Raw genomic sequence first — 21,812 nt, 5'->3', positions numbered from 1 at the left:
CTGCCGTACCCGAAACGAGCAGAGCGATGTACGGGTTGACGGTGGCCCGCGGGTCTCCGATGCCGGCCAGGTCGAGGATCTGCGCCCAGTGGCTGGGCGGGGCGCCCCCGAAATACGTCCGCACGACGGCGTCCAGCGGCACGCCCTCCTCGGCCCGCCGTCCGCGCGGCCCGGGCGAGCAAGCCCTGCACCGCGAGGCGGGGTACGCGCGATTTCCACTTCCCGTACATCGTCAGGGAGATCGCCGAAAGGCGTCGTCGCCCCGAACTCCCCGTCGACCAGATCCCGGGCCCGCGCCGGCACCCGAGGCAGAACCCGCCCGGCGAGGCGCCTGGCCGCCGCGTGCTCGCTCCGCACCGCCACCGCACCCGCAGCCCTCAACCCGGTCCGGCGTCGTCACGCCTGTCATGCCCGCATACCCGTTGGCCCTGGTGTTCCGACCGTCGGCGTTCCGGCCGCCCCTGCTGTCCCGCCCCGACACCGACGAAAGGGGCCGGGCATCCCGTGCCCGGCCCCTTCACACACGCTCGTTCACAGCGCGCCGCACACTACTTCTTGCGGCGGCGCCCGCCCTTCTGCTGCTTACGACGCTCCGCGCGCGTGAGGCCGTCGGCCTCGGAGCGCGCCGGGCCGTCCTCGGTGACGTAGTCCATCTCGTCCACGCCGCCCTCGGCGTTCGGCGCCTGGAAGTGCAGGCGGTCCGGACGCTGCGGGGCGTCGAGGCCCTTGGCGCGGATCTCGGGACGGCCGACACCGGCGGGCACCGCGTCCTGCTTGTCCAGGGACGGCGCCGTGTCCTGCACGGGGACCTCCTCGACCTGCTGCTCGACCTGGACCTCCAGGTTGAACAGGTAGCCGACGGACTCCTCCTTGATGCCCTCCATCATGGCGGTGAACATGTCGAAGCCCTCGCGCTGGTACTCGACCAGCGGGTCCTTCTGCGCCATGGCGCGCAGGCCGATGCCCTCCTGGAGGTAGTCCATCTCGTAGAGGTGCTCACGCCACTTGCGGTCCAGGACGGAGAGAACCACGCGGCGCTCCAGCTCACGCATGATCTCGGAGCCGAGCTGCTCCTCACGCGCCGCGTACTGCGCGTGGATGTCCTCCTTGACGGACTCGCTGATGAACTCGGCCGTCAGACCCGCGCGGTCACCCGCGGCCTCCTCCAGCTCGTCGACGGTGACCTTCACCGGGTAGAGCTGCTTGAAGGCGCCCCACAGCCGGTCCAGGTCCCACTCCTCGGCGAAGCCGTCGGCGGTCTCCGCGCCGATGTACTCGTCGATCGTGTCGTCCATGAAGTGCTGGATCTGCTCGTGCAGGTCCTCGCCCTCCAGGACGCGGCGCCGCTCGCCGTAGATGACCTCACGCTGCCGGTTGAGGACCTCGTCGTACTTGAGGACGTTCTTCCGGGTCTCGAAGTTCTGCTGCTCGACCTGCGACTGGGCCGACGCGATGGCGCGCGTGACCATCTTGTTCTCGATCGGCACGTCGTCCGGGACGTTCGCCATCGACATGACGCGCTCGACCATCTGGGCCTTGAACAGACGCATCAGGTCGTCACCGAGCGACAGGTAGAAGCGGGACTCGCCCGGGTCTCCCTGACGGCCGGAACGGCCGCGCAGCTGGTTGTCGATACGGCGCGACTCGTGCCGCTCCGTGCCGAGGACGTAGAGCCCGCCGAGGTCCTTGACCTCCTCGAACTCGGCCTTCACCGCCTGCTCGGCCCGCTCCAGGGCGGCCGGCAGCGCCGCGGCCCACTCCTCGACATGCTCGACCGGGTCCAGGCCGCGCTGGCGCAGCTCCGCCTCGGCGAGGTCGTCCGGATTGCCGCCGAGCTTGATGTCAGTGCCTCGGCCGGCCATGTTCGTGGCGACGGTGACGGCGCCCTTGCGGCCGGCCTGGGCGACGATCGTCGCCTCACGGTCGTGCTGCTTCGCGTTCAGCACCTCGTGCTGCACACCGCGCTTGGACAGCTGCTGCGAGAGGTACTCCGACTTCTCGACGGACGTCGTACCGACGAGGATCGGCTGACCCTGCTCGTGCTTCTCGGCGATGTCGTCGACGACCGCGTCGAACTTGGCGACCTCGGTGCGGTAGATCAGGTCGGCCTGGTCCTTGCGGACCATCGGCTTGTTCGTCGGGATCGGGACGACGCCCAGCTTGTAGATCTGGTGGAACTCGGCGGCCTCGGTCATGGCCGTACCGGTCATGCCGGAGAGCTTGCCGTAGAGGCGGAAGAAGTTCTGCAGGGTGATCGTGGCGAGCGTCTGGTTCTCGTCCTTGATGTCCACCCCTTCCTTCGCCTCGATCGCCTGGTGCATGCCCTCGTTGTAGCGGCGGCCGGCGAGGATACGGCCGGTGTGCTCGTCGACGATCATGACTTCGCCGTCGATGACGACGTAGTCCTTGTCCTTCTTGAACAGTTCCTTCGCCTTGATGGCGTTGTTCAGATAGCCGACGAGCGGGGTGTTCACCGACTCGTAGAGGTTGTCGATGCCCAGCCAGTCCTCGACCTTGGCGACGCCGGGCTCGTGGATGGCGACGGTGCGCTTCTTCTCGTCGACCTCGTAGTCGCCGGTCTCCTCGATGCCCTTCAGCGGATTGCCGGCCTCGCCCTTCTTCAGGCGGGTGACCAGCTTCGCGAAGTCGCCGTACCACTTGGTGGCCTGGTCGGCGGGGCCGGAGATGATCAGCGGCGTACGGGCCTCGTCGACGAGGATCGAGTCGACCTCGTCGACCACCGCGAAGTTGTGGCCGCGCTGGACGAGCTCGTCCTGGGACCACGCCATGTTGTCGCGGAGGTAGTCGAAACCGAACTCGTTGTTCGTGCCGTACGTGATGTCGCAGTTGTACTGCTCGCGGCGCTGCGCCGGCGTCATGTTCGCCAGGATGCAGCCCACGCTGAGGCCGAGGAACTTGTGGACGCGGCCCATCATTTCGGAGTCGCGCTCGGCCAGGTAGTCGTTCACCGTGATCAGGTGAACGCCCTTGCCGGACAGCGCGTTCAAGTACGTCGGGAGCGTGCCGACGAGGGTCTTGCCCTCACCGGTCTTCATCTCGGCAACGTAGCCGAGGTGGAGGGCGGCGCCACCCATCAGCTGCACATCGTAGGGACGCTGGCCGAGCACGCGCCTGGCCGCCTCGCGGACGGTGGCGAAGGCCTCGGGGAGCAGGTCGTCGAGGCTCTCGCCGTCGGCGAACCTCTCCTTGTACTCGTCGGTGAGGGCCCGCAGCTCGGCGTCGGAGAGGCTGACGAAATCCTCTTCGAGGGAGTTGACCTGGTCCGCGATGCGGTGCAGCTTGCGCAGGATCTTGCCTTCGCCTGCACGCATGATCTTCGAGAGGACGGACACGGGGGTTGGTCTCCTTGCCGGTCGGGCCTGGCACGGTCGGGTGTGACGGTATAGAGCAACGGCCATCGTATGCGAGGACCCCGGCGCGCCGGGAGGTCTGCCGTAACCACAGCCACAGGGACAACGCACGAGGACCGCTCAAGGTGCCGCACGAAGCTGTGCACCCCGACTGCGAAAGGTAACAGCGCGCTCACCCCGCGATATCTGCTGGCGCCATTGTCGGCCTACGAGCAGAATCGGCCGATGGAACCCGTCGCACTCACCACCGACCGCCTGCGGCTGCGCACGTTCACCGCCGAGGACACCGACGAGGTGTATCTCGCGGCCCAGGACCCCGACATCCAGCGCTGGACCACCGTCCCGTCGCCCTACGCGCGCGTGGACGCCGAACACTTCGTCGGCCGCATGGTCCCGGACGGCTGGCGGGCCGACACGGAGTACACCTTCGCCGTGCGGCTCCAGGACGACGGCCCCGTGATCGCCGCCGCGAGCCTGCACCACCCGCGCGCGGGCGCCTGGGAGGTCGGCTTCTGGACCGGCAAGGAGTACCGCGGCCGCGGCTACATGACCGAGACGGTCCTCGCCCTGGCCCGCTGGGCCTTCACCGACCTGGCCTGTACGCGACTGGAGTGGCGCGCCGAGGTCGGCAACGTCGGCTCGCGCACCGTCGCCGAGAAGGCCGGCTTCACCGTGGAGGGCGTCATGCGGGCGGGCCTACCCAACAAGGGCGTGCTGCGAGACTGTTGGGTCGCCTCGCTCCTCCCCTCGGACCTCGGCATCCCGGCAGTGCTGCCCTACCTCCCGGCGCCGGCGTGACGCTTTCCGGCGCCGGCCCCCGCCCGCCGGCCAGGCCCGACTGTCAGTGCCGCGCCCTATCGTTCGGGGCATGACGACCACGCCGCGCCCCGCCGCCGAACTCTCCGCCGACGAGGCCCGCCGCATCGCGCTGCGGGCTCAAGGGTTCCTCGGCGCGCCGGACCGCAAGGGCGGGGTCCGCGGCGTGCTCCGTCACCTCGGAGCCGTCCAGCTCGACACCATCTCGGTGCTGGCCCGGTCGCACGAACTCATCCCGTACGCGCGCCTGGGCGCGGTCGGCCGCAGAACGGTCGAGGACGCGTACTGGACCCCGGGCACGGCCGGCGCGCCGCACGCCTTCGAGTACTGGTCGCACGCCGCGTGCATCCTGCCCATCGAGGAGTGGCCGCACTTCGCCTTCCGCCGCCGCGCCTACCGCACCCGCCCGCACTGGCACCACGACCTGCCCGACGGCGCGTACGAGCAGGTCATCAAGCAGCTGCGCACCGAAGGCCCGCTCACGGCCACGGAGTTGGGCGGCGCGAAGAACAAGGGCGAGTGGTGGGACTGGTCCGCGGCGAAGGTCGCCGTGGAGCGCGCCCTGATGTACGGCGAGGTGGTGTGCACACAGCGCCGCAGCTGGAAGCGGGTGTACGACCTCGCGGAGCGCGCCGTCCCGGCCGAGCTGCTCCATGACGACCTGGCCGACCGGGAGTGCCTGCGCCGCCTGGTCCGCCTCGCCGGACAGTCCCTCGGCATCGGCACGCGCTCCGACATCGCGGACTACCACCGCCTGAAGCACGAGCAGTTCGACGCGGTGGTCGAGGACGCGGGCCTGGTTCCCGTGACCGTGCAGGGCTGGGGAAAGCCGGCGTGGGCGGATCCGGAGGCGCTCGACACCGCCCCCCGCGGCCGCCACCGTACGACGCTGCTCTCGCCCTTCGACTCCCTGATCTGGGAGCGGCCCCGCACGGAGCGGATCTTCGGCTTCACGCACCGCCTGGAGGCGTACGTCCCCAAGCCGAAGCGGGTACACGGCTACTTCGCGATGCCGGTCCTCGCGGGCGGGCACCTGGTGGGCCGCGTCGACCCCGCGCGCGACGGGAGCACGCTGGTCGCCAGGCAGGTCTCCCTGGACGGCCCGAAGGCGGTCCCGGCCGTGGCGCAGGCGCTGCGGGAGGCGGCGGAGTGGGTGGGCTGCGACGCGGTCCGGATCGAGCGCGTCGACGCCCCGGAACTCAAGCCGACCCTGGTCACCGCCCTCGGCTGACCGCTGTCACCCGACCACTGTCACCCGGTGGCCGTCACCGGATCTCGAGGATCTTCTCCCGCATCGCGTACACCACGGCCTCCATCCTGGAGTGCAGCTGGAGCTTCTCCAGGATGTTGCGCACATGGTTCTTCACGGTGTTCTCGGAGATGAACAGTTCCTTCGCGATATCGCGGTTGTTCATGCCCGTGGCGACCAGCTTCAGGACTTCCAGCTCACGGTCGGTCAGCCGCGGCGCCGGAACGAGACGCCGCTCGTCCGTTCGCTGGATCATCGACTTGAATTCGGTGAGGAGCTTCGACGCCATCGAGGGGCTGATCTGCGACTGCCCGTCGGCGACGGCGCGAATGGCCGTGGCCACCTCGTCCGTGGAGATCTCCTTGAGCAGATAGCCCGTCGCGCCCGCTTTGATCGCGTCGTAGAGATCCGCTTCCTCGTCACTGATGGTCAGCATGATGATCTTGGCGCTGGGGGCGACCTCCTTGATGGAGGTACATGCCTCGATCCCGCCGCGCTTGGGCATCCGCACATCCATCAGGATGATGTCGGGCAGCAGGTCGGCCGCCTTGTCCACGGCCTCCGCGCCGTCACCCGCCTCGCCGACGACCTGGATGTCCTCCTCGGCCGCTAGAACGATCTCGAGCCCGCGCCGGAACAGCGCGTGGTCGTCCACCACCAGGACCCTGATCGGCTCCTTGCGCGGCGCGCTCTCGTCCGGGCCCATGCCCTGGACACCGCCACCGGCCGTACCGGCGCCCTCGTCCCCCATCGGTCCGAAGCTGTCCGCCATCGTTCCTCCCCCTGAAGGCCATGGCCCGTCTTCCTGTGCCACGCCAACCGGAGGCAGCGGCACACCGGTTGACCCGGCCCGGCCATGATTTCATGCCTTGGCGCCGGTGCGGTGACAGAGCGGCAGCACGAGGGTGCCCCTGGGGGCGCACGCGCTCCCAGGGGCACCCTTCACGGCTGTCTCCCGCGGGCTCAGCCGCGTGGTTCCGCCGACCTCAGCCGCCGAGCGCCCCGCCCGCTGCGGACGACTGCGCCTGGGTGACCATCGGGTCGGTGTTGAGGTGGATCACGCCGTAGTCGTAGGCGTGGCGCCGGTAGACGACGCTGGGCTCCTTGGTCTCGGAGTCGACGAAGAGGTAGAAGTCGTGCCCGACCAGCTCCATCTCGTAGAGCGCCTGGTCGAGTGACATGGGCGCAGCGACGTGCGTCTTCTCGCGAACGATGAGCGGGCCTTCGCCCTGGACCTCGAGGGAGCCGATCCTCGTGGTCGGTACTCCGCCGGGCTCCTCGTTGTTGACCACCGAGCCGTCCCCGTTCAGAGTCGCCGTGGCGACGACATCGGGGACTTCCGCGGCAGTGAGCCTGCCGCTCCCGCGGCGGGTGGACCGCTTGCTGTGTTCCTTGCGCAGGCGCGCCTCGAGCTTGTCCGTTGCCAGGTCGAGCGCCGCATACGGGTCGCTGGCCGCCGCCTCCGCCCTGATGACCGGGCCGCGCGTGCGGAGTGTGATCTCTACGCGGTCGCAGCGGTCGGCCTGTCGAGGGTTGGGCTCCTTGGACACCTCCACGTCGAGGCTGATCACCTTGCCGTCGAACTTCTGGATCTTGTCCAGCTTCAGCTTCTCGGCCACGTGCTTGCGGAACCGCTCGGGCACCTCGGTCTTGCGGCCCTTGACGACGATGTCCACGCAGAACTCCGTTCCCGGATCGCCCCGCTCCATCGGCGGAGCATCTCCCTGTTGCACCAGACTCCGGCCACTTCCGAAGTCTCTGACTCGGCGACTTCCACCTCCTCCTCCCCCATGGACAAGATCTACACCCCATCATCGCGGGTGATTGCCGAAAAAACCTGCAGCGCCCACGACACTGGCATTCCTGATTGCTGGGGATGGCGTCCGCCATTCCTCACAACCGAACATATCTCGCCCGGACGGATGCCGTCACCCTCTACTGACGCGTACCTCCATTCAGGTGAAATGACCCCCTCACCACCTGCAACGACGCAGGTTTACGCTCAGTTCCGGTTTATTTCGAAAGAACCCGGAGAGGCTGCAACCACTGCCGCACTGATCGAGTTGCGCGCGGGCAATTCCCGTGCAGTTTCCACCCATCCCGGCGTGATCCCGTCGCTCTCATCCTCTGCCGTCCCGGCCACTGCGGCACGTATTGCGCGGGCCGCCTCCGCCAATGAGGCGCCCGTAGTCATGACGTCGTCGACCAGCACGATCCGGCCACCCGAGGCGAGGAGCGCACGCGCTCCCGCGGGCACCTCCAGAGCACCGGCGAGATTGGCCAGACGCCGTCGCGCGTCGAGCCCGGCCTGATCGGCGACGACCCGCCGCTGACGCAACGCGGCGCACACCCTCGCGGGAACCCCCACCCGACGCAGCTCAGCCGCCGCGGCATACGCAATCCGCCGCGCAGGATCATGCCCCCGAGCCCGAACAGCCTTCCGAGCGGAGGGGACGGGGATCAGGAGGACGGGGGTGGAGGGAGGGGGTGGCGGGGTTGGTTGGGGGCGGGCGGGCGGTTGGGAGCGGGCGGGCGGTTGGGAGCGGGCGGTTGGTTCGGGCCGGGGGCCGGGTTGGGGGCGGGCACCGGGTTGGGGGCGGGCACCGGGTTGGGGGCGGGCACCGGGTCGAGTGCGGGCGGTTGATTGGGTGCGGGCGGTTGATTGGGTGCGCACGGCTTCTTGGGTACGCGCGCTCACTGGGGTGCGGACGCCATCCGCCTGTGTGCGCATGTCTCGTGGCGTATGCGCATCTGCCTGGGTGCGCCCAGCTGCCCGTGTACGCCTGTCTACGGGGCCCCCACCCCCACCCCCGCCCCCTCCCCCATCCCCCGTTTCGCCAAGTCCCGCCCGCACCGCCCCCGCGAGGGCCGCGCCCAGGGGCTCCGCGAGCCCCAACGCCCCCCGCTCCTTGTGCGCGAGCAGTACGGCCCGCACCGCGTCCTGGTACGGAGCGGCCGCGTGCACCACCGGCAGCCCGGGCGGCTCAGGGTTCGGCCGCACCCGGCCCGGCGCGCCGCCCCACAGGGCGTCCCCGCAGCGCGCGCAGAGCGTCGTACGCGGCCGACCGCAGCCTCCACACTCGGCCGGCAGCACAAGATCTCCGAGGTCCTGCAACCACCCCCGCATGTCCACCACTGTGCCAACAGGGGCGCCCTGCGACCACCCCTGTGGATAACTGCCTGTGGACAACTCCCGGACGTGCACACTTCGTTGCAATCGGAGGACTCAACTCCGTCCGGCGAGAGGGGAGCACGGCGCGTCTCACGGCCGCCGCGTCCCCAGCCCCTACCCCGGATAGACCGGCGCTGTCCCGTCCTTGAGCACCGTCTGCCACGGCAGCCCCGGCGGCAGCCGGACGATCCCGTCGTCCGAGTGGGCGACGAGTGGCAGGCGGTCGTCCTCGGACGCCGCGATCTCCTTCACGCCCGTCAGGCCGGGCAGCGCCTGCCCCGTCGGCGCCGAGCCGTCGCACTGGACGTAACTCAGCTGCTGCACGCCCCCGGACTCGCGTCCGACCACGACGAGACGGCTTCCGCCGGCCCACGACATGGCCGTGACCTCCTCCATCTGGGGTGCCGCGGCGCGTAGTTCGTCGACCGAGACCGACAGCTTGCCGTCCGGCCCGGAGTCTCGTTCGACCCGTCCGATCCGCAGCGTGGTCCTGCCCTCCTCGGCCACGAGCAGCGCGATCCGCACCCCGTCGGCCGACACCTTCACGGCCTCGATCCGCCCGCCGTCGAGCCCGGAGACGTCGACTTCGTGGATCTCGTCCGCCATGCCCCGGCCGAACATCAGCAGCCGCGGCTTCTTCGGGTCGCGGTCGGCCACCCACAGGTCGCCGAGCCCGTCCCAACTGGGCGTCGTGAGCCGGTCCTTCTCGGATTTGGCGTTGCTGCGTACGACCGCGTCGCCGAGCGAAGCACCCGACACGAACGACCCGACGAACAGGGCGCTCCCGTTGTTCGACACGGCCGCGGCCTGCGTCTCGTCGCGCGAGACGGCGACCGAGCGCATCCGCTGCTCGCCGTCGCCGAGCGGCCCCGGCACCCGCTCCGGGTCCTTCGTGGTGCGGGATGCGCCCGACATCTGCACGAGCCTGCCCTTGTCGTCCAGGAAGTACTGGTCGTCGGCGGACCCGGAGGTGCGGGGTTCCACGAGGGCCTCGGCACCGCTCTCGCTCAGGACGCACAACTGCGACCCGTTCGACCGTTCGAGCTCGATCTGTGACACGTTCGCCGACGTCACATCCCGTAGGGAGAACAGGAGTTGGGCGGCCATCTCCTTGCAGCGGGCCTGCCCGACGTGGTCGGCCTTTGCGTTCAGCGGGACCTTCAGATTGTTCTCGTCGTCGGGCGCGAGCGATTTCACGCCCTTGCGCAGCCGCGTGTCGGAGGGGAACGTCGTGGTCACGACCGGGTTCAGCCAGTGCGTGGGCCCCGAAAGCAGGGCGCGCACCGTCTGCGTGAGGGGGTCTATCCACTGGCGTACGTACACGGGGTCGGCGACCAGCCTCTTCTGACGGCTGGTCGAACCCGATCCCGATCCCCCACCGCTCTCCGCGCCGCCGGGGGACTCGTCCAGCGCGTAGTAGTACTTGTTGACGGACTGGTAGATGCGCTGGAAGTCGGACTGCCCGAGGACGACGCCCTGCGGCAGCCCGTCGATGCGCCACTGCTTGCCCTTGGGACTGTTCTCCTGCACGAGGTGCAGCGTCTTGCTGTACGAGGTGCCTTCGGGCCGGTACGCCTGCTGCTGGTCCACGAACGCGACCTGATGGCCGCTCAGTCTGAACGTACGGCCCTCGTCGCCGGCGCTCGGCCTGCTCGCCTGTCCCGTGCTCGGTCCGTCCGTGAGGACGGTGGTGCGCTCCTCCGGGTGCCAGCCCTTGGCGGCCTTCTCCGTGAGGTACTTGCGCGCCATCGTGTACTGCGGATCGTCGCTGGTCAGCGCTTCGAGGAAGCCTTCGACGATACTGACGGGCCCGGCGTTCTCGCGGGGCGGCATCGCGAAGACGCGCACCTGCGAGTCGGGCCGCTGTGACGCCTCCACGGCCTGGAGTCCGCCGTTGTCCGGCATGGACGCGCAGCCGCTGAGCACCAGTGCGCCGCAGCCGAGCAGCACACCTGTACGCAGCCTGCGCCGCCGTCCGGCCAACTGTGGCCGCCCCCGCTCACCACGCACGCCCGCCCCCGCTTCCCTCGCCGCTGCCGCCGGTCCCCTCGGCCGGTCCGGCCTGCTCGTCCCAGGGTCCCTTCGGACCCCCGGTGTCCTGACTGCGTGCCGCCGGTGCGGCCGCGTCACCGCGGGCCACGACCCGCGAGCCGTTCCCGGGCAGCGCCGCGGGGTCGACCGCGTACCGGGGCGCGGCCGGTTCCTTCGCCGGTACGGGCGACGGCACGCGGGGCGTGCCCACTGCCTGCGCCGGGACCGTCGCCAGCTTGCCGGCGCCCCCGCCGAGCGGTAGCCCTGCCTCGCTCAGGCCGCGGTTGCGCCTCGAGTCCTCCGGCTCCAGCGGTATCGGGGACCCGCGCAGGGGTTCGTCCGCCGTCCGCGGCAGTGTCAGCCGGAACTGCGATCCGCCGCCGGGCTCGCCCCACGCCTGGAGCCAGCCGCCGTGCAGCCGGGCGTCCTCGAGGGCGATGGACAGGCCGAGGCCCGTGCCGCCGGTGGTACGCGCGCGTGCCGGGTCGGCGCGCCAGAAGCGGCTGAAGACGCGGGTGGCCTCGCCGGGCTTCAGGCCCACGCCGTAGTCGCGTACGGCGACGGCGACCGCGCCGCCGGCCGCGGCGAGCCGCACGACCACGTCCCTGCCCTCGCCGTGCTCGACGGCGTTGACGACGAGGTTGCGCAGGACGCGCTCCACGCGCCGCGCGTCCGCCTCGGCGACCACGGGCTGCTGGTCCCCGACGATCCGCACGTGCGTGCCCTTGTGCTCGGCGAGCGGCTCGGCGCCGCCCACCACACGCCGTACGACTTCCCGCAGGTCTATCGGCTCGGCCTCCAGGGCGGCCGCTCCCGCGTCGAAGCGGCTGATCTCGAGGAGGTCCGACAGGAGTGACTCGAACCGGTCCAGTTGATCGGCGAGCAGTTCCGCCGACCGCGCGGTGACCGGGTCGAAGTCCACGCGTGCGTCATGGATCACGTCGGCCGCCATGCGCACCGTCGTGAGCGGTGTCCGCAGCTCGTGCGACACGTCGGACACGAAGCGCCGCTGCATCCGCGACAGATCCTCCAGCTGCTGGATCTTCGTATGCAGGTTCTGCGCCATCTTGTTGAAGGCTTCACCGAGCCGGGCGATGTCGTCCTCGCCGGTGACCTTCATACGTTCCTGGAGGCGTCCCGCGGAGAGCCTTTCGGCGACGCCGGCTGCCATCCGTACGGGCGTGACGACCTGCCGTACGACGAGCCAGGCGATGGCGCCGAGCAGCACCACGACGAACAGTCCGGCCGTGGCGAGCGTGCCCTTGACCAGGCCGAGCGACTTCTCTTCCTGGGTGAGCGGGAAGAGGTAGTACAGCTGGTAGGCGTGGCCCTTCGGGTCTGTCATCTGTTTGCCGATGACGAGGCCGGGCTGCGAGTCCTTGCCGTCCTCGTAGACGATGCGCGTGTACTCCTGGGACGCGCCCGTCATCTTCTCGACCCGCTCGCGCAGGTCGTCGGGGACGCTGGGGTCGAGGACGCCGCCGGAGGCCCGCGGTCCGCGCACGCTGTCGCCGCTGTCGGCCCCGGGCGGGCTGAGCGTCACGACGTCGAAGGCGCTCTGGCCGCCGGAGGAGAGCTGGGTGACCAGCTCGCTCATCCAGTTGTTCGGGGTCAGGGGGGCGCGGCTGTCCGTCGTCGCCCCGTCGCGCGCCCCGGCCGCGGCCGTGTCGGCCTTGTCCTTGGCGGCCCGGAAGCCGCCCTCGGCCTGGCTCTGCGACGCCTTCACCTTGGCGTCGAGCAGGCCGTTGCGCACGGAGCCGATGACGACGATGCCGAGCAGCAGCACGACACCGAGCGACATCAGCAGCGTCGTGACCACGATCTTGAGCTGGATGTTGCGCCGCCACAGGCGCCTGGCGGGCAGCAGCGGCCGCCGCACCCAGCGCGTGAACAGGCGCAGCACGGGGCTGCCGTTCATCCCGCCCTGGAGCAGCAGACCGCCGTCGAGGACCCGGCGCAGCACGGAGCCACGCCCGGCCGTCGGTCCCACAGGCCGCCCCGAGCGGATTCCCGGCCCCCCGGGTGCCGGAGCGGCACTGTCGCGGGACACGTCAGCTCGGTCCGGCCTTGTAACCGACGCCACGGACGGTCACCACGATCTCCGGACGCTCGGGGTCCTTCTCGACCTTCGAGCGCAGCCGCTGCACATGCACGTTCACCAGGCGGGTGTCGGCCGCGTGCCGATAGCCCCACACCTGCTCGAGGAGGACCTCGCGCGTGAACACCTGCCACGGCTTGCGGGCGAGCGCCACCAGGAGGTCGAACTCCAGAGGTGTCAGCGCGATCGACTGCCCCTCACGCTTCACGGAGTGCCCGGCCACGTCGATGACCAGATCGCCGATGGCGAGCTGCTCGGGCGCGGGCTCCTCGGACCTCCGCAGCCGCGCCCGGATACGGGCCACGAGCTCCTTCGGCTTGAACGGCTTCACGATGTAGTCGTCGGCGCCCGACTCGAGGCCCACCACGACGTCCACCGTGTCGCTCTTCGCGGTCAGCATCACGATCGGCACCCCGGACTCCGCCCTGATCAGGCGGCACACCTCGATGCCGTCCCGGCCGGGAAGCATCAGGTCCAGAAGGACCAGATCCGGCTTGGCCTCACGGAAAGCGGCCAGCGCCTTGTCGCCGTCAGCTACGAACGACGGCTCAAAACCTTCACCACGCAGCACAATGCCGAGCATCTCGGCCAGTGCGGTGTCGTCGTCGACGACAAGGACTCGTCCCTTCATAGGCCACATCATCCCATTACTTAATCGTTACCTGGCGTGACCTGGCACACAGCTCGCCCAGTCCTTCAGCTGTCACAGGGGAAACCACTCCCCACTCTGTGACGATCGCCGTCACCAACTCGGGCGGCGTCACATCGAATGCGGGGTTGTACGCCTGCGTCCCCAGTGGAGCCACCGGAAACACGCATCCCGCCTCAACCCCGGCCATCGGCACCTGGGGTGCCGTGACCTCCGTCACTTCATGTCCGGCCCGCTGCTCCACCTCGACGGACGCTCCGTCGGGGGTGTCCGGGTCCACGGTCGTACCCGGCGCCACCACGATGAACGGCACATGGTGGTACTTGGCAAGAACCGCGAGCGGATAGGTCCCCACCTTGTTCGCGACGGAACCGTCCGCCGCGATCCGGTCGGCCCCGACCAGCACCGCGTCCACCTCACCGGCCGCGAACAGCGACCCCGCCGCATTATCCGTGAGCAGCGTGTACGCCATCCCCGCCCGCGCCGCCTCGTACGCGGTTAGCCGCGAACCCTGGAGCAGCGGCCGCGTCTCGTCCACCCACAGCCGCGTCAGCCGCCCCACCCGGTGCGCGGCGAGCGCCACCGCGAACGCGGTGCCCTCGCCCCCGGAGACCAGCGCCCCCGTGTTGCAGTGCGTGAGGATCCGGTGCTGTCCGCCCGGCATCAGCTCGTCGAGCAGTGCGAGGCCGTGCCCGGCCATGGCGGTGCTGGCCTCGGCGTCCTCCCGGTGCAGCGCCCGCGCGGCGGCGAGCGCGTCCCGGGCGGCCCGCTCCCGGTCCCCCTCGGCCCCGAGCCCGGCCCTGTACGCCTCATGGGCCCGGCGCACCCCCTTCGCGAGATTAACGGCTGTGGGGCGCGCGCCGGCCAGCGCGACCGCCGCCTCGTCCACGTCGAACCCCCGTGCAGCGGCCAGGGCGACGCCGTACGCCCCCGCGATGCCAAGGACTGGCGCTCCCCGCACGGCGAGCGTCCTGATCGCCTGGACGAGCCCCTGCGCGTCGGTGCAGACCAGCTCGACCTCCTCCACGGGCAGCCTGGTCTGGTCGAGCAGGACGAGCGCGGGCCCCTCGGCCGGCTCCTCCCATCGGAGTACGGGTATGTCGGTGGGCCGCTTGTCGTCGCCGGTTTGCGCGTACTGATCAGCCATCCGCCCAGTCTGCCCCGTACCCGGCGGACAATTGAAGGTGTGCAGCCCATACGGCACCCGGTCAACTCGGAGCCACACCGTGGCACGATGGGCGCCAAGCTGCCGCCGCGACCGCGGCCGGGCACCGTGAAGGAGCGACGATGAACGACACTCCGGGCTGGGCCTCGCCCGGATCCGCCCCCTCCGACGGCCAGGACGACCAGCCTGCCCAGGACGGCAAGGACGCCGCTCCCGACCCGAAGTGGTCCAAGGAGCAGCCGCCGCCCGCGCAGTGGTCCGCCCCGTCCGGCCAGGGCCAGGCCCCGCCCCCTCCGTCGCCTCCCGCCCAGGGTTGGGGCGGCGGACCGCCCGGAGGCCCCGCGGGCCCCGGCGGTGGTGGCGGCTACGGCGGCCCGGGCGGTGGCTACGGCGCCGGATGGGGCTCCTGGCAGGGCAGGCCCGCGGCCGCCAAGCCGGGTGTCATCCCGCTGCGCCCGCTCGGCGTCGGCGAGATCCTGGACGGCGCCGTGTCGACGATGCGCGCGCACTGGCGCACCGTCCTCGGGATCTCGCTCTCCGTCGCCGTACTCATCGAGATCGTGATCGTCCTCCTCCAGGGTCTCGTCCTGAACAACTCGACGAACATGGACGCCCTCGACGACCCGAGCGCCACGGCGAGCGAACTGACGCGCGCCGTCGGCGACACCCTGGTCAGCTCGGGCGTCGTCCAGATCGTCTACCTGCTCGGCACCATCGTCGCCACGGCCCTGCTCACGACCGTGACCAGCCGGGCCGTACTCGGCAAGTCCGTGTCGACCGGGGAGGCATGGAAGGACGCCAAGCCCCAGCTCCTCAAGCTGGCCGGCCTGACGCTCCTCCTGCCGCTCATCGCCGCCGCCGTCCTGCTCGTCTGCATGCTGCCGGGCATCCTCGTCGCCGTCATAGGCTCCTCGGACGCCGGCGCCCCGCTCATCGCCCTCGGCGCCCTCGGCGGCGCCGTCCTGGCGATCTGGCTGATGATCCGCTTCTCGCTCGCCTCGCCCGCCCTGATGCTGGAGAAGCAAAGCATCCTGAAGTCCATGAACCGCTCCGCCAAGCTGGTCCGCGGCTCCTGGTGGCGGGTCTTCGGCATCCAGTTGCTGGCCGGGATCATCGCCGGACTCGTCTCGTCGATCATCGTCATCCCGTTCACCTTCCTCGCCGATGCCATGGGCGGCGAAAGCGTCAGCGGATTCCTCGACGGCGGCACCGGCGACCTCGGCTGGACGTTCCTCATCGTCACCGGCGTCGGCTCCGTGATCGGCTCCATGCTCACGTTCCCGATCACGGCGGGCGTCACTGTGCTCCTCTACATCGACCAGCGCATCCGCCGCGAGGCCCTCGACCTCGAACTCGGCCGCGCGGCAGGCCTCCAGAGCTACGGCGACACCACCGGCCCCACCCCGGGGAGCTGATGCGGTGAGCCCGGCGGGGGGAGTGCTCTGGGCTGCCGCGCTGCGCTCGCGCACCGGCGGCGACGAACCACCGGTGACCATCCCGCGCGACCCCGCGCGGGAAGCGGCCCGGCGCGAACTGTCCGAGCCCGCGTACCACCAGGACGACCCGAGCCTCCTCCAGCGGGGCCTCAACCGCTTCTGGGAATGGCTCGACAAGCTGTTCTCCGCCGCCGCCGGGGCGACCCCCGGCGGCGGATTCGGCCTGCTCGTCATCGTGCTCGCGGTCGTGGCCCTCGCATTCGCCCTGTGGTGGCGCCTGGGCACCCCGCACCGCTCATCCCACTCCACCGCCGCCCTCTTCGACGACCGCCCCCGCAGCGCCGCCGAACACCGCGCGGCCGCCGAGGCACACGCAGCCCAGGGCCACTGGACCCAGGCCGTGCAGGAACGGATGCGCGCCATCGTCCGCTCCCTGGAGGAGCGCGCACTCCTCGACCCGCGTCCCGGCCGCACCGCCGACGAGGCCGCCACCGAAGCAGGCCGCACCCTGCCCGCCCACACGGACCGGCTGCGCACCGCCGCCCGCGACTTCGACGACGTCACATACGGCGGCCGCACCGCCACCCCGCAGACGTACGAGCGCCTCACCACGCTCGACACCGAGGTGGACCGCACCACGCCCACGCTCACCGGCAGTTCCCCCCGAGGAGCCGCCGAGTGACCACCCAGCACCCCGCGGCCCCCGCCGCCACCCCGCCGAACGCACAGGACTCCGCCGCACCGGCGAACCCCGGCGAGCAGCCCTCGGCCACCTCCACGGCCCGCACCCCACGCCAGCTCTGGACCCGCACGCGCGGCCTGCTCATCGCCGCCGTGATCCTGGTGATCGCCGCCGTCGTCATCGCGCTCGTCCGCTCCGGCGCCGCCCACGGCCGCCTCGACCCGCGCTCCGCCGACCCGGCCGGCAGCCGCGCCGTCGCCCAACTCCTGGCCGCCCGGGGCGTCTCCACGCGCGTGGTCACCACCACCGCCGAGGCCCGCGACGCGGCAGGCCCCGACACCACCCTCCTCGTCGCGTCCCCGGACCTGCTCACCGACCGCCAGCAGGCCCAACTGCACGCCGCCACCACCGACTCCGGCGGCCGCACCGTCCTGATCGCCCCCGCCGCCCCCTCGCTCGACACGCTCGCCCCCGACGTCACCGCGGACCCCGCCCCCAGCCTCGACGCACTCGCACGCCCCGGCTGCTCCCTGTCCGACGCCCGCCGCGCCGGCGACGCCGAGACCGGCGGCCGCCGCTACGCCACGTACCCCACGGACGCCGACACCTGCTATCGCAGCGAAAGCCTCCCCACCCTCCTGCGCCTGCCGGAGGCCAAGGGCGGCGACACTGTCCTCATCGGCGCCCCCGACATCTTCCTCAACGAACGTCTCGACAAGCACGGCAACGCCTCGCTCGCCCTGCAACTCCTCGGTTCCCGCCCCCACTTGGTCTGGTACCTCCCCTCCCTCTCCGACGACGCCGCGGCCACCGACTCCGAGCGCCGCAGCTTCTTCGACCTGCTCCCCTCGGGCTGGTTCTGGGGCACCCTGCAACTCTTCATCGCGGCCGTCCTCGCCGCGTTCTGGCGCGGCCGCCGCCTCGGCCGGCTGGTCCCCGAACGCCTCCCCGTGCCGATCCGCGCCTCCGAAGCCGTCGAAGGCCGCGCCCGCCTCTACCGCAAGGCCAACGCCCGCGACCGCGCCGCCTCCGCTCTGCGCACCGCCACCCGCACCCGCCTCGCCCCCCTCATCGGCGTCCCCCCGTCCCAGGCCCACACGCCCGAGACCCTGCTCCCCGCCCTGACCGCCGCACTCCACGCCCCCGGCCAGGACCCACGCCCCCTCCTCTTCGGCCCGCCGCCCGCCAACGACGCGGCCCTGATAGCCCTCGCCGACCAACTCGACGCCCTCGAAAGAGAGGTACGCCACTCATGATGGCCCCGACCACTGACAACGCCGGGCCCACCGGAGATCCCCGCAGCTCACGGGCGTCTCTGGAGGCCCTGCGCGCGGAGATCGCCAAGGCCGTCGTCGGCCAGGACCCCGCGGTCACGGGCCTCGTCGTGGCGCTCCTCTGCCGCGGCCACGTCCTCCTCGAAGGCGTCCCCGGAGTCGCCAAGACCCTCCTCGTACGCGCCCTCGCCGCCTCCCTCGAACTCGACACGAAGCGCGTCCAGTTCACCCCGGACCTGATGCCGAGCGACGTCACGGGCTCCCTCGTCTACGACGCCCGCACCGCCGAGTTCTCGTTCCAGCCCGGCCCCGTCTTCACCAACCTCCTCCTCGCGGACGAGATCAACCGCACCCCGCCCAAGACCCAGTCCTCCCTCCTCGAAGCCATGGAGGAACGTCAGGTCACGGTCGACGGCACCCCCCGCCCGCTCCCCGACCCCTTCCTGGTCGCAGCGACGCAGAACCCCGTCGAGTACGAGGGCACGTACCCCCTCCCCGAGGCCCAGCTGGACCGTTTCCTCCTCAAGCTCACGGTCCCCCTCCCCTCCCGCCAGGACGAGATCGACGTCCTGACCCGCCACGCCCAGGGCTTCAACCCGCGCGACCTGCGCTCCGCGGGCGTACGCCCCGTAGCCACCGCCGCCGACCTGGAAACCGCCCGGGCAGCCGTGGCGAAGACCTCGATCTCCCCCGAGATCACGGCTTACGTCGTCGATATCTGCCGCGCCACCCGCGAATCCCCGTCCCTCACCCTGGGCGTCTCCCCGCGCGGCGCGACGGCGCTCCTGTCCACGGCCCGCGCCTGGGCCTGGCTGACGGGCCGCGACTACGTCATCCCCGACGACGTGAAGGCACTCGCCCTGCCCACGCTCCGCCACCGGATCCAGCTCCGCCCCGAGGCCGAGATGGAGGGCGTCACGCCCGACTCGGTCATCAACGCGATCCTGGCCCACGTCCCCGTTCCCCGCTGACGCAAGGCTCCGCACCCCATGGCCCTCACCGGACGCACCGCCCTGCTCGCCGCCCTGGGCTCCCTCCCCGTAGGCATCTGGGAGCCCAGCTGGACCGGCATCCTGGCCGTGAACACCCCCCTGGCCCTGGCCTGCGCCTGCGACTTCGCCCTGGCCGCCCCGGTACGACGCCTGCGCCTTACCCGTTCGGGTGACACCGCAGTACGCCTGGGCGACCCGGCCGACGTCACCCTCACCGTCACCAACCCCTCGCGCCGCCCCCTGCGCGCCCAGCTCCGCGACGCCTGGCCACCGAGCAGCTGGCTCCCCGGCACCGAGGTCGAGGCATCCCGCCACCGCGTGACGATCCCCCCGGGCGAACGCCGCCGCATCACCACCCGTCTGCTCCCCACCCGTAGGGGTGACCGAAGGGCCGACCGGGTGACGATCCGCTCGTACGGCCCGCTGGGCCTCTTCACCCGCCAGGGCAGCCACGACGTCCCCTGGACGGTCCGCGTCCTCCCCCCGTTCCACAGCCGCAAGCACCTGCCCTCGAAACTGGCCCGCCTGCGCGAACTCGACGGCCGCACCAGCGTCCTGACGCGCGGCGAGGGCACCGAATTCGACAGCTTGCGCGAGTACGTTCCCGGGGACGACACCCGCTCCATCGACTGGCGCGCCACCGCCCGCCAGTCCACGCTCGCGGTCCGCACCTGGCGCCCGGAACGCGACCGCCACATCCTTCTGGTCCTCGACACGGGCCGCACCTCCGCCGGCCGCGTCGGCGACGCACCCCGCCTCGACGCCTCGATGGACGCCGCGCTCCTCCTCGGCGCACTGGCGTCCAGGGCCGGCGACCGGGTCGACCTGCTCGCCTACGACCGCCGCATCCGCGCCCTGGTTCAGGGCCGCGCGGCAGGCGAACTCCTGCCCGCCCTGGTCAACGCCATGGCCCCACTGGAGCCGGAACTCGTCGAAACGGACACCCGCGGCCTGACGGCAGCGGTCCTGCACACAGCACCCCGCCGCTCACTCGTCGTCCTCCTCACGAGCCTCGACGCGGCTCCGGTGGAGGAGGGCCTCCTCCCGGTCCTCTCCCGCCTCACAAAACGCCACACCGTATTGGTGGCTTCGGTGGCGGACCCGACGATCGCGGAAATGGCCGGCTCCCGCGGAAACACCGAAGCGGTCTACGACGCCGCCGCCGCGGCCCAGGCCCAAGCGGAACGCCGCCGCACGGCGGAATTGCTCATCCGCCGAGGAGTCACGGTCGTCGACGCCACCCCGAATGGCCTCGCGCCGGCACTGGCGGACGCCTACCTCGCTTTGAAGGCAGCGGGCCGGCTCTGAATGCACGAAAAAAGGTCGGTCCCTGAAAAGGGACCGACCTGAGACTCGCACACAACGCAGAAAACCCCCGTAACAGGATTCTCATCCGTTACGGGGGTTTTCTTCAAAAATAGTTCGGCGGCGTCCTACTCTCCCACAGGGTCCCCCCTGCAGTACCATCGGCGCTGTGAGGCTTAGCTTCCGGGTTCGGAATGTAACCGGGCGTTTCCCTCACGCTATGACCACCGAAACACTATGAAACTGTCAACCGCACCACGCTCTGTGACAAACGTGGGGTTGTTCGTGGTTTCAGAACCAACACAGTGGACGCGAGCAACTGAGGACAAGCCCTCGGCCTATTAGTACCAGTCACCTCCACCCGTTACCGGGCTTCCAGATCTGGCCTATCAACCCAGTCGTCTACTGGGAGCCTTAACCCCTCAAGGGGGTGGGAATACTCATCTCGAAGCAGGCTTCCCGCTTAGATGCTTTCAGCGGTTATCCTTTCCGAACGTAGCCAACCAGCCATGCCCTTGGCAGGACAACTGGCACACCAGAGGTTCGTCCGTCCCGGTCCTCTCGTACTAGGGACAGCCCTTCTCAATATTCCTACGCGCACAGCGGATAGGGACCGAACTGTCTCACGACGTTCTAAACCCAGCTCGCGTACCGCTTTAATGGGCGAACAGCCCAACCCTTGGGACCGACTCCAGCCCCAGGATGCGACGAGCCGACATCGAGGTGCCAAACCATCCCGTCGATATGGACTCTTGGGGAAGATCAGCCTGTTATCCCCGGGGTACCTTTTATCCGTTGAGCGACGGCGCTTCCACAAGCCACCGCCGGATCACTAGTCCCGACTTTCGTCCCTGCTCGACCCGTCGGTCTCACAGTCAAGCTCCCTTGTGCACTTACACTCAACACCTGATTACCAACCAGGCTGAGGGAACCTTTGGGCGCCTCCGTTACTCTTTAGGAGGCAACCGCCCCAGTTAAACTACCCATCAGACACTGTCCCTGATCCGGATCACGGACCCAGGTTAGACATCCAGCACGACCAGAGTGGTATTTCAACGACGACTCCCCCTGAACTGGCGTCCAGAGTTCAAAGTCTCCCACCTATCCTACACAAGCCGAACCGAACACCAATATCAAACTGTAGTAAAGGTCCGGGGTCTTTCCGTCCTGCTGCGCGAAACGAGCATCTTTACTCGTAGTGCAATTTCACCGGGCCTATGGTTGAGACAGTCGAGAAGTCGTTACGCCATTCGTGCAGGTCGGAACTTACCCGACAAGGAATTTCGCTACCTTAGGATGGTTATAGTTACCACCGCCGTTTACTGGCGCTTAAGTTCTCAGCTTCGCACACCCGAAAGTGCACTAACCGGTCCCCTTAACGTTCCAGCACCGGGCAGGCGTCAGTCCGTATACATCGCCTTACGGCTTCGCACGGACCTGTGTTTTTAGTAAACAGTCGCTTCTCGCTGGTCTCTGCGGCCACCCCCAGCTCATGAAGTAAATTCAATCACCGGTGATGGCCCCCTTCTCCCGAAGTTACGGGGGCATTTTGCCGAGTTCCTTAACCATAGT

15 protein-coding genes and 2 rRNA genes (1 of these 17 only partly in view) are annotated in these 21,812 nt (G+C 70.1%); 7 read left to right on the top strand and 10 right to left on the bottom strand.

Translation table 11 applies throughout. From position 1 onward, the window contains the following. Positions 1-548: 548 nt before the first annotated feature. The gene (gene secA / locus OG698_RS27895; RefSeq protein WP_406106173.1) at positions 549-3,353 is read right to left on the bottom strand and encodes a preprotein translocase subunit SecA; all 2,805 of its coding nucleotides are present in this window, start codon (positions 3,351-3,353) and stop codon (positions 549-551) included. A 243-nt stretch (positions 3,354-3,596) separates the two neighbouring features. Between secA and OG698_RS27890 the strand changes: the two genes are divergently transcribed. Both OG698_RS27890 and OG698_RS27885 read left to right on the top strand, forming a co-directional pair. Beyond that, entirely contained in the window at positions 3,597-4,169 is a 573-nt protein-coding gene (locus OG698_RS27890; RefSeq protein ID WP_399984050.1) for a GNAT family N-acetyltransferase, read from the top strand. Between the two features lie 70 nt (positions 4,170-4,239). Further along, positions 4,240-5,418, top strand: coding sequence for a winged helix-turn-helix domain-containing protein (locus OG698_RS27885; protein ID WP_406106171.1), 1,179 nt, complete (start codon positions 4,240-4,242; stop codon positions 5,416-5,418). Between the two features lie 34 nt (positions 5,419-5,452). Here the strand turns inward: OG698_RS27885 and OG698_RS27880 are convergent, their stop codons facing one another. The 7 genes from OG698_RS27880 to mtnA form a co-directional block, all read right to left on the bottom strand. Beyond that, positions 5,453-6,208: a response regulator gene (locus OG698_RS27880; RefSeq protein ID WP_406106169.1), complete on the bottom strand. Its 756-nt coding sequence runs from the start codon at positions 6,206-6,208 to the stop codon at positions 5,453-5,455. Between the two features lie 214 nt (positions 6,209-6,422). Next, positions 6,423-7,112 (bottom strand): ribosome hibernation-promoting factor, HPF/YfiA family, encoded by a 690-nt coding sequence (hpf, locus tag OG698_RS27875; RefSeq protein ID WP_399984082.1) that lies wholly within the window; start codon positions 7,110-7,112, stop codon positions 6,423-6,425. 326 nt (positions 7,113-7,438) lie between these two features. Further along, positions 7,439-8,563: a ComF family protein gene (locus OG698_RS27870; protein ID WP_406106167.1), complete on the bottom strand. Its 1,125-nt coding sequence runs from the start codon at positions 8,561-8,563 to the stop codon at positions 7,439-7,441. Positions 8,564-8,722: 159 nt separating this feature from the next. Next, positions 8,723-10,513: an LpqB family beta-propeller domain-containing protein gene (locus tag OG698_RS27865; RefSeq protein WP_406111322.1), complete on the bottom strand. Its 1,791-nt coding sequence runs from the start codon at positions 10,511-10,513 to the stop codon at positions 8,723-8,725. 94 nt (positions 10,514-10,607) lie between these two features. Further along, positions 10,608-12,689 (bottom strand): MtrAB system histidine kinase MtrB, encoded by a 2,082-nt coding sequence (gene mtrB / locus OG698_RS27860; RefSeq protein ID WP_406106165.1) that lies wholly within the window; start codon positions 12,687-12,689, stop codon positions 10,608-10,610. Position 12,690: 1 nt separating this feature from the next. Further along, positions 12,691-13,380 (bottom strand): two-component system response regulator MtrA, encoded by a 690-nt coding sequence (gene mtrA / locus OG698_RS27855; protein WP_382625012.1) that lies wholly within the window; start codon positions 13,378-13,380, stop codon positions 12,691-12,693. Positions 13,381-13,384: 4 nt separating this feature from the next. Next, a complete protein-coding gene (gene mtnA / locus OG698_RS27850; protein ID WP_406106163.1) occupies positions 13,385-14,533 on the bottom strand; it encodes an S-methyl-5-thioribose-1-phosphate isomerase in 1,149 nt (382 codons plus the stop codon). Positions 14,534-14,673: 140 nt separating this feature from the next. Between mtnA and OG698_RS27845 the strand changes: the two genes are divergently transcribed. From OG698_RS27845 to OG698_RS27825, 5 genes are read left to right on the top strand one after another with little or no spacing between them, the layout of a single operon-like run. Beyond that, positions 14,674-15,966 carry a glycerophosphoryl diester phosphodiesterase membrane domain-containing protein gene (locus OG698_RS27845; protein WP_399984034.1) on the top strand — a complete coding sequence of 431 codons (1,293 nt, stop codon included), beginning with the start codon at positions 14,674-14,676 and terminating at the stop codon, positions 15,964-15,966. 4 nt (positions 15,967-15,970) lie between these two features. Continuing rightward, complete coding sequence (locus OG698_RS27840) at positions 15,971-16,669, top strand: DUF4129 domain-containing protein (protein WP_406106162.1); 699 nt, start codon at positions 15,971-15,973, stop codon at positions 16,667-16,669. Beyond that, positions 16,666-17,925, top strand: coding sequence for a DUF4350 domain-containing protein (locus OG698_RS27835; RefSeq protein WP_406106161.1), 1,260 nt, complete (start codon positions 16,666-16,668; stop codon positions 17,923-17,925). Before OG698_RS27840 ends, OG698_RS27835 begins: the two co-directional genes overlap by 4 nt. Further along, positions 17,922-18,914: a MoxR family ATPase gene (locus OG698_RS27830; protein WP_199842108.1), complete on the top strand. Its 993-nt coding sequence runs from the start codon at positions 17,922-17,924 to the stop codon at positions 18,912-18,914. Before OG698_RS27835 ends, OG698_RS27830 begins: the two co-directional genes overlap by 4 nt. An 18-nt stretch (positions 18,915-18,932) precedes the next feature. After that, positions 18,933-20,243, top strand: coding sequence for a DUF58 domain-containing protein (locus OG698_RS27825; protein WP_406106159.1), 1,311 nt, complete (start codon positions 18,933-18,935; stop codon positions 20,241-20,243). A 112-nt stretch (positions 20,244-20,355) separates the two neighbouring features. On the opposite strand, the gene rrf is transcribed toward OG698_RS27825, so the two are convergent. Both rrf and OG698_RS27815 read right to left on the bottom strand, forming a co-directional pair. Beyond that, a 5S ribosomal RNA gene (gene rrf, locus OG698_RS27820) occupies positions 20,356-20,472 on the bottom strand. Between the two features lie 89 nt (positions 20,473-20,561). Further along, positions 20,562-21,812 (bottom strand): 23S ribosomal RNA (locus tag OG698_RS27815) (it continues 1,871 nt past the right edge of the window).

Source organism: Streptomyces sp. NBC_01003 (genome assembly GCF_045162695.1).
Taxonomy (GTDB): Bacteria; Actinomycetota; Actinomycetes; order Streptomycetales; family Streptomycetaceae; genus Streptomyces.
Note: the sequence above shows the minus strand (reverse complement) of the source record. Positions and strands in the feature narration are given on the sequence as shown.